Genomic DNA, 16,463 nt, shown 5'->3' with positions numbered 1-16,463 from the left:
TAACAAAATTTTTATGGAAAATATCCAATTTCTATGTTAAATCCCGAATATTTCTTTGGAATTTTCGGTGGTAATTCGTGCAATTTCTTCTTGAGGCAAATTAAAAATAACAGCTAGTTTATTAACAACATTTATCAAATAACTGCTTTCATTGCGTTTTCCACGAAAAGGAACCGGAGCTAAATAGGGGGAATCAGTTTCGAGAACGATATGTTTCATATTGATTTGATTCAGGAATTGGTCAATTTTTCCATTTTTGAAAGTTACCACTCCACCAATTCCCAGTTTCATATTATAAGAAATAGCTTGTAAAGCTTGCTCATAAGTTCCGGAAAAGCAATGAAAAATCCCAAACAAATCAACAGATTTTTCTTCTTCCAATATTTCAAAAACTTCATCAAAAGCTTGACGACAATGAATTACAATGGGTAATTTATATTGTTTTGCAAATTGAATTTGCTTTCTAAATGCATCCTGTTGCTGCGGTAAATGTGTTTTATCCCAATACAAATCAATACCAATTTCGCCAATGGCAAAGAATTTTCTTCTAGCCAATTCTTCCTCAACATGAAGTAATTCTTCGAGATAATTGTCTTTTACGTGCGTTGGGTGCAAACCCATCATCAAAAAAATATTTGAAGGATATGACTTTTCCAAATCGTACATCGACTGTGTAAAAGTAGAATCGATGGCAGGAATAAAAAATCTTGAAACACCTGCGTCGATGGCGCGTTGAATCATTTCATCGCGATCTTCATCAAATTCGTTGGAATATAAATGGGTATGGGTATCGGTAATTTTCATCGATTTTTTTTAGAGTGGCAAAGTTAGTTTTTTGATTGACTTGATTTATTAATTCTTGTGTTTTTAGATTACTTTTGGAATTAAATAATTTTTCAAATGAAAACCCTTCCTGGCATTCTTAAAAAAGAAAGTTACAAAAAAATAAACTTCAAGGTTTCAAAAACGCAACATTTGCTCATTAAGGCCAGCATTAATGGAGTTAAGGGAAATTTTATTCTCGATACTGGAGCAAGTTCCAGTTGTGTGGGTTTTGAAAGTATTGAGTTATTTCTGTTGGAAGCCAAAAAGTCTAAAACACAAGCTTCGGGTGCTGGCGCATCGGGAATGTTTACACAAATAGCTGTTGGGAACAAACTTCAATTGGGCACTTGGAAACACGCTGATTTTGACCTCGTGATTTTTGATTTATCTCACGTAAATGGAGCATTGATTGAACACAAAGCGAAACCCGTTCACGGTATTATTGGCGCTGATATTCTAATGAAAGGCAAGGGAATTATTGATTATTTCAATCATTGCTTGTATTTGATGCAATAAAAAAATCACATCTACTTACGCAAATGTGACTAAATTTATTTATACCTATAAAGTTGTTTTTATTTTACAACTCAAATGCTTTTTTTGGATTATTATCACAAAGCAACTCCAAAGGATTTTCCAAGGCTTCTTTCACTGCCACCAAGAATCCTACTGACTCACGACCATCAATAATCCTATGGTCATAAGAAAGTGCTACGTACATCATTGGATGAATTTCCACTTTGCCATTTACGGCAATTGGACGCTCAATAATGTTGTGCATTCCAAGGATTCCAGATTGTGGTGGATTGATTATTGGCGTTGATAACATACTTCCAAAAACGCCTCCGTTTGTGATGGTAAACGTTCCACCAGTCATATCATCAACGGTAATTTGTCCGTCACGAGCTTTAATGGCCAATCGTTTAATATCGGCTTCTATTCCACGGAAAGTCAAGTTTTCAGCATTGCGAACCACAGGAACCATAAGTCCTTTTGGACCGGAAACTGCAATTGAAATATCGCAGAAATCAAAAGCAATTTTATAATCGCCATCCATCATTGAGTTCACATCCGGATATAATTGTAAAGCTCTGGTTACGGCTTTTGTAAAAAATGACATATATCCTAAACCTATTCCTCCGTGTTTTGCTTTGAAAGCATCTTTGTATTCATTACGCAAGGTGTTTATTGGCGTCATATTTACTTCGTTGAAAGTGGTCAACATGGCTGTTTCATTTTTGGCAGCAACCAATCTTTCTGCAACTTTACGACGCAACATAGATAATTTTGTGCGCTCAGAACCACGGCTTCCACCTGTTGGTGTTCCCATTGCTGGAACTGCATTTACTGCGTCATCTTTGGTAATTCTTCCGTCTTTCCCTGTTCCGATGATGTCAGAAGGTTGGATGTTTTTTTCATCCAATATTTTTCTTGCTGCTGGCGATGGAGTTCCTGAAGCATAAGAAACTGGAGCAACAACTTTCACTTCTTCTTTTTTTACCTCAACAGTTTTCACTTCCTCTTTTTTTGCTTCGACAACTGGTGCTGAACCTGATGTTTTTTTACCTTCAGTATCAATTAAACAAACTATGGAACCTACGGCAACGGCATCTCCTTCTTCGGCTTTTAGAGTAATAATTCCACTGGCTTCTGCAGGCAATTCTAGTGTAGCTTTGTCTGAATCAACCTCAGCAATGGCTTGATCTTTTTCTACATAATCGCCATCTTTTACTAACCAAGTTGCGATTTCAACTTCTTTGATGGATTCCCCAGGTGATGGGACTTTCATTTCTAAAATCATCTTATATTATTTTAATTATGAATTTAAATTGTTAAAGTTTCAAGTTGGATAATATTAAACCTGAAACATTTTTTTTTATCTTGATATATTCTTGTCAAAAACAAATTTCAAAGCTTCCGCATGACGGCGTTTTGATCTGGTATAACTTCCCGAAGCAGCTGCGGCAGATGCTCTTAATGATGCTAATCTAAATTTTACGGTCGTAATATTCATCAACATAAAACCATAAGCGCCCATATTTTTCGGTTCTTCTTGTGCCCAAACATAATCATCTGCATTAGGATATCTCGCAATTATTTCTTTTAATTGTTCTGTTGGCAACGGAAATAATTGCTCAATTCTCACTACTGCAACATCTTTTCGACCGTTGATTTCTCTTTCGGCAGTGATGTCATAATAGAATTTTCCTGTGCAGAAAACCAAAGTTTTTACGTCTTTTTTATTTACGGTATCATCGTCAATTGTTTCCTGAAAAGTGCCTGAAGTAAACTCTTCTATTCCGGAAACTACTCTTGGATCACGTAGCAAACTCTTTGGTGTAAAAACAATAAGTGGTTTACGGTATTTCGTTTTCATCTGTTTTCTTAACAAGTGAAAGAAATTTGCTGGCGTTGTACAATCGGCAACAACCATATTTTGTCTGGCACAAAGTTGTAAATAACGTTCCATTCTTCCTGAAGAATGTTCTGCTCCTTGTCCTTCGTAACCGTGAGGTAACAATAAAACGATTCCGTTTTGATTGTTCCATTTATCTTCTCCACAAGAAATATATTGGTCAATCATAATTTGGGCTCCGTTGCTGAAATCGCCAAATTGCGCTTCCCAAATCGTCAAGGCATTTGGGTTTGCCAATGCATAACCATAGTCAAATCCTAAAACTCCATATTCTGATAAAAGAGAATTGTAAATACTGAATTTTCCTTTTTTGCCTTCCAAATTATTAATTAAGACTACTTCTTCTTCTGAATCTTCAACTTTCACAACAGCGTGACGATGGGAAAAAGTACCGCGTTCTACATCTTGTCCGGAGATACGAACATCATACCCTTCTTGCAACAATGATCCATAAGCTAAGTGCTCAGCCATTGCCCAATCTAACTTGTTGGTTTCGAAAAACATTGTTTTTCTGTCGTTTATTAATTTTTGGATTTTGCTGATAAATTTCTTGTCCTTTGGCAAATTACAAATGGCATTGGCAACAGCCGTAAGTCCTTCTTTTGAATAAGAAGTATCTACTTTTTTGAACATTTGAGCAACTCCGGCTTTGGTAAAACCTTCCCATTCATTTTGCATAAATGGAGTAATTATTGTCAATTCTTTTTTACGGGATTCTTCAAGATTTATTTCCAGATTCGATTTGTATTCTACCTCCAATTCTTTTACATAATCAGCGTCAATAACTCCTTCAGCCAATAATCTCTCGGCATAAATATCTCTTGGATTTTTATGTTTTGCAATAATTTTATACAATAAAGGTTGCGTAAAACGTGGTTCGTCGCCTTCGTTATGACCATATTTTCTATAACCCAGCAAATCGATAAAAACATCACGTCCAAAATGCATTCTGAAATCCAATGCAAATGACATTACGTGTACCACAGCTTCGGCATCATCAGCATTAACGTGCAATACTGGCGAAAGCGTTACTTTGGCAACATCTGTACAATAAGTCGAAGAACGTCCATCGAGATAATTTGTGGTAAAACCAACCTGATTGTTGATTACAATATGTATTGTTCCACCCGTTTTATAACCGTCAAGTTGAGCCATTTGAACCAATTCATATAAAATTCCTTGACCCGAAATCGCTGCATCACCGTGAACGGCAATAGGCAATACTTTAGAAAAATCGTCTGGGAAATATTTATCTTGTTTGGCTCTGGTAATTCCTTCTATAACAGCTCCAACAGTTTCAAGATGTGAAGGATTTGGAGCTAGATTTATGTTGATGGTTTTTCCTGACCTTGTTGTTTTTTGTGCGGTAAGTCCCAAATGGTATTTTACATCTCCGTCAAATTGATCCTGATCGTAATCTTTGCCTTCGAATTCTCCAAAAATATCCTGGGTGGATTTCCCGAATATATTTGCCAAAACATTCAAACGACCACGATGCGCCATTCCCATCACAAATTGTTCTATTCCTTTTTCTGCCGCTTTTTCAATCAATGCGTCAAGGGCAGGAATAATTGATTCTCCTCCTTCTAGTGAAAAACGCTTTTGACCAACATATTTGGTGTGTAAGAAATTCTCAAATGAAACTGCTTGATTTAATTTGTTGAGAATCGCTCTTTTTTCATCATGAGAAAAATCAGGGTGATTGTCGTTATGCCCAATTTTATTTTGAATCCATTGAATGTCATTTGGATTTCGGATATACATATACTCAACTCCAATGGATTGACAGTAAATTTTATCCAAATGTCCCAAGATGTCCGCTAAACTACAAGGAGCAATTTTGATGATTTTTGCAGCATCGAAAACAGTTGATAAATCCGCTTTTGAAAGTCCAAAATTTTCAATATCCAATGTTGGAGTATACGTTCTTCTTTTGTGGACCGGATTTGTTTTGGTAAACAAATGTCCACGATTTCTATAGGCTTCAATTAATTTGATAACATTGAACTCTCTCTGAAGTTTCTCGGAAGCAGAAGTATCTTCAAAACTTACTGAAGTTCCACCTTCTGTTTGACTTACTGGATTTTCTCCATTATAAGTTGACAATCCAAAGTCGAAACCTTGAAAAAAACCTCTCCAACTTGGCTCTACGCTATCTGGATTTTCTAAATATTGATCGTATAATTGTGCGAAAAATTCGGTATGTGCCGCATTTAAGAATGAAAACCTATCCATAATTGTATAAAATCTGCTTTTTATTAAAATAGTCTTGCAAAAGTACAATAATACAATAAGTTTATAATTCTTTTTAAATACTTTTATGCCTTAAATTGTTAAAAACCTAAATGCCTATGAAAAAGGACGTCTTGAAAGTTGTTGCCAAATCAATTTTGGGAGTTATAACATTATTATTTTCTTTTGGTTTATTTGCTCAAGGACAAACAAATACTCCAAAACTGCCAAATGATTTCTGGAGAAATGTTCAATTTGGAGGCGGAATAGGATTGAGTATTGGTTCTGGTTATACCGATATTACTATTGCTCCAAGCGCCATTTATAATATTAACCAAATTGTTTCAGTTGGAACTGCAGTACAATTTGGGTATATTTCTGCAAAAAACGACTATACTTCTACGCTTTATGGAGCAAGTTTAATAGGTCTTGTAAATCCTATTCCACAAGTTCAACTTTCGGTTGAGTTAGAAGAAATAAATGTAAATACAGATTATCAATATCTTGGGGGAAACAACACCAATACTATTTGGAATACCGCACTTTATCTTGGTGCAGGTTATAGAACAGGAAATGTAACCGTTGGGGTTCGCTATGATGTATTATTTGATTATAACAACGGCTATTACAGCGACCCATTTATGCCGTTTATAAGAGTTTATTTTTAACATTTAATTATGAAAAAGAGCATACAAGTGTTTTTTCTTCTGTTCATCAGCTATGGATTTTCTCAAAACACCCTTTTGCAATCTGGCCCAATGGTAGGTTACTGCGAGATGAAAGAAGCCGCAATTTGGTTGCAAACCAAAGAAAATGTTTCCGTTAAAATCGAATATTTTGCATTAGATAATCCCACTAAAGTATTCTCTTCTGATACTTATAATTCGTCTAAAGAAGTTGGTTTCACTTATCATATCATTTTAGACCAACTGGAACCTGGAAAAAAATATAAATATACCATTTACTTCAATAATAAAAAGGTGGTTTTGCCATATGAAACTTCATTTTCTTCCAAAAAATTGTGGCAATGGCGAGAAGATGCACCTGATTTTAACGTTGCTTTTGGCAGTTGTATGTATATCAACGAAACTGAGTTTGACAGGCCTGGAAAACCCTATGGAAGCGGATATAATATTTTTGAAAGCATCGCTAAAAAAAATCCGGACATTATGATTTGGGGTGGCGACAACACTTATTTGAGAGAGGCAGATTGGGATAGCAAAACAGGGATTTATCATCGCAATACACACTCCAGATCTATTAAGGAAATACAACCTTTGTTAGCAAAAACTCAAAATTTTGCGATCTGGGATGACCACGATTATGGTCCCAATGATAGTGACCGAAGTTTTTATAATAAAAACTTGACCCAAAAAGCATTTAAAGATTTTTGGGCCAATAAAAGTTACGGAATCAGTCCGGAGCAAAATGAAGGTGTTTTCTCAACCTTTAATTGGGGTGATGCACAATTTTTTCTGATTGACGATCGGTTTTTCAGATCTCCACAAGACCGAATTACAGGAAATAAAACGATGTTAGGCACTACACAATTCGAATGGCTTATCGATGCTATGAGTTCTTCAATAGCCACTTTTAAAATAATCGTGATAGGCGGACAAGTCTTAAATGCGGTACCAGACACGGAAAACTACGGCCATTATCCCGAAGAAAAAGAAAAACTACTCAAAGAGATTACAGACAATAAAATAAAAGGGGTGTTATTCTTAACCGGAGACCGCCATTTTGCCGAAATGTCTATGTTGTCTCGGCAAGGGAGTTATCCTATTTATGATTGGACTGTTTCACCATTTACTGCAGGAGTTGTTTCTGACAAAGTGTTTAAGGAAGACAACAAATACAAAGTTTTGGGCAGTGCATTTATTCAAAATAATTTTGGAATAATTTCATTTTCAGGAAACAAAGAAAATAGGCAAATGAAACTCACTTTATTTGACATCAATGGGAATGAATTGTGGAATAAAGTGATTTTAAAAAAGGAGTTAGAGTAGTTAATATTTATTCCTGAACCACACTTTTTGCCATTCTCGTTTCAAAATTAAGAAAGCAACATTTTCAGCTAAAGCTACTAAATCTGAACCATCAAGTTTTTTGATTTGGTCTTCAGAAACGTCAATAATGTAAAGCAAATTGAGGTATTCGGCAAATTTATACTGAATCAATCGGTATATTTTTTCGTGTAATTGAATTTTTAATTCCTCGGGCAAAATGCTCATCGGAAAATCAATTCCTTCATTGGCTAAATTAAAATCCTTATTAATTTGCTCAATTAATTTCAAGTACAAAGTTTCTTTTTCGGCTTCTTGAAGAAGTAAATCTATATTTATGGGAGTGATGAAATTCATTTTATTTTTTTATAAAAGTCTCTCGACTGCGCCCGAGGTGACAACTGAAAACTGAGACTGCAAACTGAAAACTAAACATTTCTACTCATTAAATTATCGCCAAAAGCTTTCAACATTACTTTTTTATCTTCGGAAATATTGATTTTTTCCAAGGTTTCAAAAGCTTTCAATGTGAAGTCTTTAATGGATTTTTGCGTGGCTAATGATGCGCCAGTCGAGTTGAAAGTTTCCTTTACCGTTTCAATTTTTTCTGAATTTTCATCTAACTGAATAGAAAACAAATGCATTAACTCTTCTCTTTGTTCTTTCGAAGAAAACTCAATTGCTTTTAAGTAAAGATATGTTTTTTTGTTTTCGATAATATCACCGCCCACTTGCTTTCCGAAGGTTTTTGGATCGCCAAAAGCATCCAAATAATCATCCTGCAACTGGAACGCCAAGCCTAAATTGAGTCCAAAATCGTAAATCAAATTAGCGTTTTCTTCGGAAGTTTTTGCAATAATTGCTCCCATTTTCATTGCGGCTGCAACGAGAACGGCAGTTTTGTATCCAATCATTTTTAGATATTCGAGAATCGTAACGTCATTGCGAGTTTCAAAATCAACGTCATATTGCTGACCTTCGCATACTTCGAGAGCAGTCTGACTGAACAATTTAGCAAGATCCTTAAAAATAGCTGGTTCGTATTGTTCAAAATATTGGTAAGCCAAAATGAGCATTGCGTCACCAGAAAGAATTCCCGTGTTGATATTCCACTTTTCGTGAACAGTAACATTCCCTCTTCGCAAAGGCGCATCGTCCATAATGTCATCGTGAATGAGCGAAAAATTATGGAAAACCTCAATAGCCAATGCAGCTGGCAAGGCTTCTTTATAATTACCATCAAAAACTTCGGCAGTCATTAATGTCAACACTGGACGCAATCTTTTTCCGCCAAGTTGTAAAATATAATCTATGGGTTGATAAAGATTTTTGGGCTCTTTTACTATTTTTTGGTTTTCTAAATAGAGTAGAAATTGCTCTTGATACTGATGAATGGGAAGCATAAATGATTCTTTATTTTGTATCACAAAGGAAACTAAAAAACCCGAAACTTTAAACCTTATACAATTTTTTTAAAAATACTTTGGAAACTATTTTGGTATTTAAAGTTTCCTTTGTAAATTTGCATTTTAATTTTAAATATCAAACCCAAAATGACCGCAACAAAATGGACTATCGATTCTGAACAATCTGATGTATTAATAAAAACAAGACATTCAATTATCGCCTATTTAGTGAGTAAAACAAATACATTTAATGGTTCAATATCTGTAGTGGATGATGAATTACAAGATGCCTGCGTTGAATTCTTATTTGATATAAATGCTAAAGAAGGAAAATTAGAACAGTTTGATTCTAATTTAAAATTGAATGATTTTATCGATACAAAGCAAAATCCAACCGTCAGTTTTAAATCGACTTCTTTTCAAAAAGTAAATTCAGACATTAATTTCTTAAAAGGTAATCTTACCATCAACAATATTACTAAAGTAGTTGAACTAGATGTAATGCTTACCGGATTAGAAACTCACGATGGTAATTCAAAAGCAATATTCGAAATTCTTGGCAATATAAATCGAAAAGATTTTGGGCTATCCTACAATGCTTATAACCTAAACAGCGGTATCGTCCTAGGACAAGATATGAATTTGACTGTTAATCTTGAGTTTACAACTAACTCTAGTTTAAACTAATTATAAATTTAAGTAAAACCTTTGGAAGCTATTTTAGTATTAAAAGTTTCCATTGTGCGTTTGCAAACAAAATTTAATTTTTTGAATTTTAAAAATGAAAGAAAAAATTATTGCCAAAGCCACTGATTTGTTCTTGAAACTGGGTTTCAAGAGTGTTACTATGGATGATATTGCCGGGGAAATGTGTATTTCTAAAAAAACCATTTACAAATATTTCTGCAATAAGGAACTCCTAATTGAAGAAACTACCGAAATGGTTCACAAAGCAATCCATCAAAGTATCAATACAATTGTGGAGAAAAATTACAATGCCATCAAAGAAAATTTTGAAATCAGAAAGATGTTCAAAGAAATGTTTAATGTAGGTGAAACCTCTCCTATCTATCAATTAAAAAAACATTATCCAGAAATCTATAATATGGTCATGTCCCGAGAAATAAACGAGTGTAATAAGGTTTTTAAACAAAATATCGAAAAAGGGATTCAAGAGGGTTTGTATCGAAAAGAAATGCTGGTTGATACCTATGTTGTTTTTTATTATACTCTTATTTTTAGCATTAATGGAAACACCATTTCTGAAAAAGAAGTTAAAGAACTTGAATTACAAGCATTAGAATACCATACCAGAGCAATGGCAACGCCAGAAGGAATAATTGAACTCGAAAAACAAATACAAAATTTTAATCTATAATGAAGAAACTATTTTTAATACCTTTATTAGTTTTTGCAATCACGGCAAAATCTCAAGAACAAAAGAAAAACTACAGTTTTAGTCTAGAACAAGCCATAAGTCACGCATTGACCAATAACTATTCGGTTATAAATGCAGGACGTGACATTGAAGCATCTAAAGAAAAAAAATGGGAAACTACCGCTGCAGGTTTGCCACAAATTAGCGCGGGTGTTGACTATACCAACAACTTTGTTTTGCAAAAATCACTTATTCCTGCTGAATTTTTCGGGGGGAAAAAAGGTGATTTTGCCGAAGTCTCCTTTGGGAATAAGAATAATGTGGTTACGCATGCCACTTTGAACCAGCTAATTTTTGATGGGTCATATATTGTAGCATTACAAGCCTCAAAAACATACCTAAAATATTATGAAAATGCCAAACACAAAACAAATGCAGATGTTACCGAAAATGTCATCAATGCATATGGAAATGTTTTGCTGGCCGAAGAGAGTATCTCCATTCTCGAGAAAAATAAAGCAACATTAGAAAAAACATTGTCAGACACCAAGGAAACTTTTAAAAACGGCCTGATTGAAGAGGAAAATGTTGAACAGCTTCAAATTACACTTACAACCGTAAACAGCACCCTTAATTATAATAAAAGACTGGTTGAGGCTGTATATAAAATGTTGAAAATTACCTTGGGAATGGACATAAATGATAATTTAAAACTCACTGACAAACTAGATAACCTAGCCATATCTAATTTAGATTTATCCCTTTTTCAAAATGAATTCGAAGCAAAAAACAATATAAATTATCAGATAGCTTCGAATTTTGAGGAACAAAGGCAACTCGAATATAAATTAGAAAAAAGCAAAGCTCTGCCTACTTTATCGGCTAACGTGAATTTTGGATACAATGGTTTTGGCAATAAATTCGAATTTTTGACTAAAAACCAACGTTGGTTCAATTACTCCAATCTTGGCGTGAGTTTACACGTCCCTATATTTAGTAGTTTGGCCAGAAGTTCCAGGGAACAACAGGCTAAAATAGCCATAGAACAAGCCAAGACCCAGTTAACAGAGACAGAACAAAAATTAAAATTACAGTATTCAGTTGCAAAAAGCGAATATGAATTCAGTATTGAAGAATATGCTACGGCAAAAACAAGTTTGAATCTCGCCGAAAGAATCGAAAAAAAACAACAAATAAAATTTACCGAGGGTTTATCCTCTAGTTTTGATTACAATGATGCACAAAGACAATTGTATACCACGCAACAAAAATACCTACAATCTATGGTAGATATAATCAACAAAAAAGCAGCTTTAGAAAAAATAATCAACAAACAATAATTCCAATATAAATAGCCATACAAATGAAATCAAAGATTCACGACACGAGCGTTAGCGAACTGGCAACGCAATTCCAAAAAAACAATATAACAGTCATGAGTAAAAAAATATTCATCATCTCAGCATTTTCACTACTCCTTTTTTCTTGCGGAAAGAAAGAAGACAACACTACCATTGATTCTTTAATTAAATCAAAAAATGTTACAGCACTTCAGTCCAAAAAAACCTTAATCCAAGAGGATTTAACCAAAATTGATGAAGCATTGGCAACATTAGACATTAAAAAAGACGAAGCGCTGGTTTCGGTTCTTACTTTAAAAGATACCGTTTTTAGTCATTATATTGAAATTCAAGGAAGTGTAGATACAAAAGAAAATATTTTGGTTCAACCTGAATTTCAAGGAACTTTAGTTGTGTTGAATGTAAAAGCCGGACAAAAAGTTTCAAAAGGGCAAATTCTAGGAAAAATTGATGATGCTGGATTAAGCCAACAAGTGGCGAGTCTAGAAAACCAATATGCTTTGGCAAAAACCACTTATGAACGTCAAAAAAATCTTTGGAATCAAAAAATTGGTTCAGAAATGCAATATTTACAAGCGCAAACTCAAATGGTTTCTGCTCAAAGAGGTGTTGCCCAAATTAAAGCTCAATTATCAAAAACAGTTATAAAAGCCCCATTTTCAGGAGTTATTGATGAAGTTTTTGTTGAAAAAGGACAGGTTGTTGCCCCAAGCCAACAAGGATTAATGCGAATCGTGAATTTATCGAATATGTATGTTTCGACATCGGTTCCTGAAACCTACATTGGCAAACTAAAAGTGGGTACTGAAGTGGATGTTTTATTGACTTCTTTAGGAAAGACATACAAAGGAAAGGTTCGTCAAATTGGAAATTTTGTCAATCCTAGTAACCGAAGTTTTGGTATTGAAGTGAGTGTTCCAAATCCAGAAAATTTATTGCGTCCTAACCAAGTGGCAAATCTTAAAATCACTGATTATTTAAGTAAAAATGCAGTGGTGATTCCTACGAATGTAATTCAGGAAGATGGCAAAGGAAATAAATATGTTTACACTGCAATAAATGTAAGCGGAAAAACGGGAACTGCTAAAAAAGTAATCGTAAAACTAGGACAATCATCAGATAATGTAACAGAAATCTTAAGCGGATTATCAAGTAATGATGTAATTGTGACTGAAGGCATGAACACGATTTCTGAAGGAATGAAACTTAATTTCTAAACAAAAAAAAATGCACAATATTAATCATAAAAAATTCGCAATTTCTAATTGGGCGGTTGACAATCGTGTTACGGTTTATATCATAACTGCTTTAATTGTAATTACAGGAGTTTACGCTTATATTACAATGCCTCGTGAGGATTTTCCGGAAATCATCGAGAATAAAGTATACATTTCATCCGTTTTTCCTGGAAATTCATCCGAAGATGTAGAGAAATTGGTCATAAAACCATTAGAAAAAGAAATCAAAAACATAAGCGGGGTTACTAAAGTAACTTCGAGCTCGTTTCAAGATTACGGAATAATTATCGCTGAATTTGACGATGATGTTTCAATTGATGCCGCCAAAGTAAAAATTAAAGATAAAGTCGATAATGCCAAAGCGGATACCGATTGGCCTAATTTAGACAACGGAAGCAAGGTAGAACCAAATGTTTTTGAACTGAACATTTCTGAAGAAGTGCCTATTCTAAACATCAATCTACAAGGAAATTACACAACGCAACAACTTAAAAAATACGGAAAATTGCTTCAGGATGATATAGAAGAAATATCCGAAGTGAAAAAAGTGGATATTCTGGGTGTAGACGACAAAGAAGTAGAAATTGCGGTAGATATTTTCAAAATGACAGCTGCACAAGTAACTTTCGACGAAATTCAGAATGCGGTAAAATATGAAAATATGACCCTTTCTGGAGGAAATTTAGTTTCTCAAGGTTCTAGAAACAACATTAGAATTGTGGGTGAAATTAAAGACCCAAAAGAACTGGAAAACATCATTGTAAAATCATACGGCGGAACGGTCTATCTAAAAGACATTGCCAAAGTAAGTTTCAAAGAGAAAGAAAAAACGACTTACGCTCGCGAAAAAGGTTCCGAAGTTGTGATGCTTAGTGTAAAAAAACGTTCGGGACAAAATATGATTTCGGCCATTGATCAGGTGAAAGAAAGAATAGAAAAGGCAAAAATTTCCTATCTGCCAAAAAACCTGAAAATCGAAATGACAAACGACCAATCGTCTCGTGTAGAACATCAGGTAGATGAATTATCGAATCATATTATTTTTGGGATTATTCTGGTAATGATTGTGTTGATGTTCACAATGGGATTACGAAATTCCTTGTTTGTTGGAGCAGCAATTCCGCTGTCTATGATGATTGCTTTTGCAGTACTTTCGGCTTTAGGATTGACATTGAACACGATGGTACTTTTTGGATTAGTAATGGGATTAGGAATGCTGGTCGATGATGGTATTGTGGTCGTCGACAACGTTTTTGCCAATATGAAAAAAGGATTGCCAAGAATAGAAGCTTCAAAAATAGGTATTGGCGAAATCGCTTGGCCAGTAATTTCCTCAACAGCTACCACCTTGATGGCGTTTCTACCTTTTGCCTTATGGCCAGGGACTATGGGTAAATTTATGAAATATTTCCCTATGACTTTGACCGTGACACTTACCGCTTCATTATTTGTGGCAATGGTTGTCAATGCCGCAATGACAGGTGGTTCGATGGATATTGAAGACAAAAATATTTCGAAAAAGAATTTAAAATTCTATACTATACTATTTTTGGCTTTCGGAATATTCTTGGCTTTTATTGGCTCTAAATATACTTATGACAGTAAATTTTTGAGAGGAGTTGGACATTTATTATTAATTTCAACAGGTTTAATGTGGTTGTATTTCCTTAAATTGTACCAATGGACTCAGGATTTTCAACACAGTTTTTTCCCGAAGATGGAAGAAAAATACAAAATATTTCTAGCCAAAATTCTAACCAAAAAGAATTCTTGGATTGCGCTCGTATCAATTATTGGATTGTTGTTTTTCTCCTTTATATTGTTAGGTATTTTTCCAAGAAAAGTATTGTTTTTTCCTGATAATATTCCAAATCAAGTAATTACATACATCGAATATCCACAAGGAACTTCGATTGAAAAAACCAATAAAGCGACCTTGTTTGTAGAAAATCAAATCATTGGAATCTTGCAAAAATATGTAGATCCAAAAACTGACAAAAACTTCCTTGCCGAATCAATTGTTTCGCAAGTGGGTGTTGGTGCAGGAAATCCAAATGTAGATGCGGGTTCTGCCTCAGAAACGCCTTTTAAAGGAAAAGTAACAGTAAGTTTCTCGGAATTCAAATTCCGAGAAGGTATTAACACTTCGGATATTTTAGAAGAAATTCGTTCCAAAGTAAAAGCCATTGCAGGTGCCACGATTACGGTCGAAAAAGATGCCAATGGTCCGCCGGCAGGTTATCCTATCAGTATTGAACTAAAAGGAGAAGATTATGATTCGATGCTAAAAGAAGCCGATAAAATGATTGCTTTTGTTAATTCGAAAAACATTCCAGGAATCGAAAAATTGAGTATCGACATCAATAGAAACAGTCCGGAACTTGAGGTAAAAGTTGACAGAGTAAATGCTGGAAGTATGGGAGTTTCTACAGGACAATTAGGTTTTGCTTTGCGTCGTTCAGTTTACGGTCAAGAAATTTCGACGTACAAAGAAGGCGATGACGATTACAATATCGTAATGCGTATGCAAGACGATCAACGTAAGAATGAAAATATTCTTTTCAATCAATCATTGACGTTTAGAAACCAGAATAACGGACAAATTCAACAAATTCCTATTTCAGCGATTTCTAAAACCGAAAAAACAACAACTTATAATCAGATCAAAAGAAAGAATAACAAGCGAATAATGACCATTTATTCAAATGTTTTGACGGGTTATAATGGTGATGAAATTACCAAACAAATCAAAACAGAATTAAAAAATTATGAGTTACCAAAAGAAGTCAGCTATTCCTTTTCAGGAGTACAAGAAGAACAAGGTAAAAATCAAAGTTTCTTGATGTACGCCCTTTTCTTAGCCTTGGCAGGAATAACTCTCATTATTGTGTTGCAATTTAATTCAATTTCGAAAACGATGGTGATTTTATTCACTGTAATTTTGAGTTTTAGTGGTGTTTTCTATGGTTATGTGATTGCAAATATGGATTTCGTAATTCTGATGACGATGATGGGAATCATATCTCTAGCGGGTATTGTGGTAAAAAATGGTATCGTATTAATGGATTTCTTCGTCTTGCTGATGGATAAAAAAGTATACGACAAAGGAGTTGAATCACATGACGATTTAACCTTAAACGAAATAAAAGAAGTGATTATCGAATCAGGAAAATCGCGTTTGCGTCCGGTATTATTGACCGCTTTAACAGCAGTTTTAGGATTGATTCCGTTAGCAATTGGATTGAACTTTGACTTTTTTACCTTGATTACTGATTTTAATCCGCACTTTTTTATGGGTGGAGACAATGTAATTTTCTGGGGACCATTAGCCTGGACGATTATCTTCGGATTGACGTATGCCACGGTTTTGACATTAGTGATGGTTCCGGTAATGTTCTATCTAGTAAAAAGAATGAAATACTGGTTGCGTGACAGAAGGGAAGCTCGTGCTATCGAAGGCTAAAAATATTTATAAAAAACCTCGTCTAATTTATTTTTCGAGGTTTTTTTATGAAATGTATCCAAAAGAGAATAACCTTAATTTATCATCTTTTTTTATTTTGAAAAATTATTGCTAAACGTCAAATTTCATTACGAATTA

General features: G+C 34.3%; 13 protein-coding genes. 8 read left to right on the top strand and 5 right to left on the bottom strand.

Translation table 11 applies throughout. The features are described from left to right. Positions 1-36: 36 nt before the first annotated feature. Positions 37-804 carry a TatD family hydrolase gene (locus IR213_RS00300; protein ID WP_194310318.1) on the bottom strand — a complete coding sequence of 256 codons (768 nt, stop codon included), beginning with the start codon at positions 802-804 and terminating at the stop codon, positions 37-39. A 96-nt stretch (positions 805-900) separates the two neighbouring features. On the opposite strand from IR213_RS00300, the gene IR213_RS00295 reads away from it, so the two are divergent. Next, positions 901-1,341, top strand: a complete 441-nt coding sequence (locus tag IR213_RS00295; RefSeq protein WP_194310317.1) for a retropepsin-like aspartic protease — start codon at positions 901-903, stop codon at positions 1,339-1,341. A 64-nt stretch (positions 1,342-1,405) separates the two neighbouring features. On the opposite strand, the gene odhB is transcribed toward IR213_RS00295, so the two are convergent. Both odhB and IR213_RS00285 read right to left on the bottom strand, forming a co-directional pair. Further along, on the bottom strand, positions 1,406-2,626 hold the full coding sequence (odhB, locus tag IR213_RS00290) for a 2-oxoglutarate dehydrogenase complex dihydrolipoyllysine-residue succinyltransferase (RefSeq protein WP_194310316.1): 1,221 nt from the start codon (positions 2,624-2,626) through the stop codon (positions 1,406-1,408). A 75-nt stretch (positions 2,627-2,701) separates the two neighbouring features. Beyond that, positions 2,702-5,476 (bottom strand): 2-oxoglutarate dehydrogenase E1 component, encoded by a 2,775-nt coding sequence (locus IR213_RS00285; RefSeq protein ID WP_194310315.1) that lies wholly within the window; start codon positions 5,474-5,476, stop codon positions 2,702-2,704. A 116-nt stretch (positions 5,477-5,592) separates the two neighbouring features. Here IR213_RS00285 and IR213_RS00280 point away from each other — a divergent pair, with 116 nt between their 5' ends. Both IR213_RS00280 and IR213_RS00275 read left to right on the top strand, forming a co-directional pair. After that, entirely contained in the window at positions 5,593-6,141 is a 549-nt protein-coding gene (locus tag IR213_RS00280; RefSeq protein WP_228479041.1) for a hypothetical protein, read from the top strand. Between the two features lie 9 nt (positions 6,142-6,150). After that, positions 6,151-7,482 carry an alkaline phosphatase D family protein gene (locus tag IR213_RS00275; protein ID WP_194310313.1) on the top strand — a complete coding sequence of 444 codons (1,332 nt, stop codon included), beginning with the start codon at positions 6,151-6,153 and terminating at the stop codon, positions 7,480-7,482. On the opposite strand, the gene IR213_RS00270 is transcribed toward IR213_RS00275, so the two are convergent. Continuing rightward, positions 7,483-7,836 (bottom strand): hypothetical protein, encoded by a 354-nt coding sequence (locus tag IR213_RS00270; protein ID WP_194310312.1) that lies wholly within the window; start codon positions 7,834-7,836, stop codon positions 7,483-7,485. Positions 7,837-7,907: 71 nt separating this feature from the next. Then, complete coding sequence (locus tag IR213_RS00265; RefSeq protein ID WP_194310311.1) at positions 7,908-8,882, bottom strand: polyprenyl synthetase family protein; 975 nt, start codon at positions 8,880-8,882, stop codon at positions 7,908-7,910. A 150-nt stretch (positions 8,883-9,032) separates the two neighbouring features. On the opposite strand from IR213_RS00265, the gene IR213_RS00260 reads away from it, so the two are divergent. From IR213_RS00260 to IR213_RS00240, 5 genes are all read left to right on the top strand, one after another. Continuing rightward, positions 9,033-9,572: a YceI family protein gene (locus IR213_RS00260; RefSeq protein WP_194310310.1), complete on the top strand. Its 540-nt coding sequence runs from the start codon at positions 9,033-9,035 to the stop codon at positions 9,570-9,572. 94 nt (positions 9,573-9,666) lie between these two features. Then, on the top strand, positions 9,667-10,263 hold the full coding sequence (locus tag IR213_RS00255) for a TetR/AcrR family transcriptional regulator (protein ID WP_194310309.1): 597 nt from the start codon (positions 9,667-9,669) through the stop codon (positions 10,261-10,263). Next, on the top strand, positions 10,263-11,603 hold the full coding sequence (locus IR213_RS00250; RefSeq protein WP_194310308.1) for a TolC family protein: 1,341 nt from the start codon (positions 10,263-10,265) through the stop codon (positions 11,601-11,603). The genes IR213_RS00255 and IR213_RS00250 overlap by 1 nt, the downstream gene beginning before the upstream one ends. A 23-nt stretch (positions 11,604-11,626) precedes the next feature. Beyond that, the gene (locus tag IR213_RS00245; protein ID WP_228479040.1) at positions 11,627-12,841 is read left to right on the top strand and encodes an efflux RND transporter periplasmic adaptor subunit; all 1,215 of its coding nucleotides are present in this window, start codon (positions 11,627-11,629) and stop codon (positions 12,839-12,841) included. A gap of 10 nt (positions 12,842-12,851) precedes the next feature. Next, positions 12,852-16,325, top strand: coding sequence for an efflux RND transporter permease subunit (locus tag IR213_RS00240; RefSeq protein WP_194310307.1), 3,474 nt, complete (start codon positions 12,852-12,854; stop codon positions 16,323-16,325). Positions 16,326-16,463 lie beyond the last annotated feature (138 nt).

Origin of the sequence: Flavobacterium soyangense (genome assembly GCF_015277675.1) — a bacterium.
In the GTDB taxonomy this organism is placed as follows: domain Bacteria; phylum Bacteroidota; class Bacteroidia; order Flavobacteriales; family Flavobacteriaceae; genus Flavobacterium; species Flavobacterium soyangense.
The sequence above is the reverse complement of the archived record's forward strand: the minus strand, read 5'-3'. Positions and strand labels throughout refer to the sequence as shown.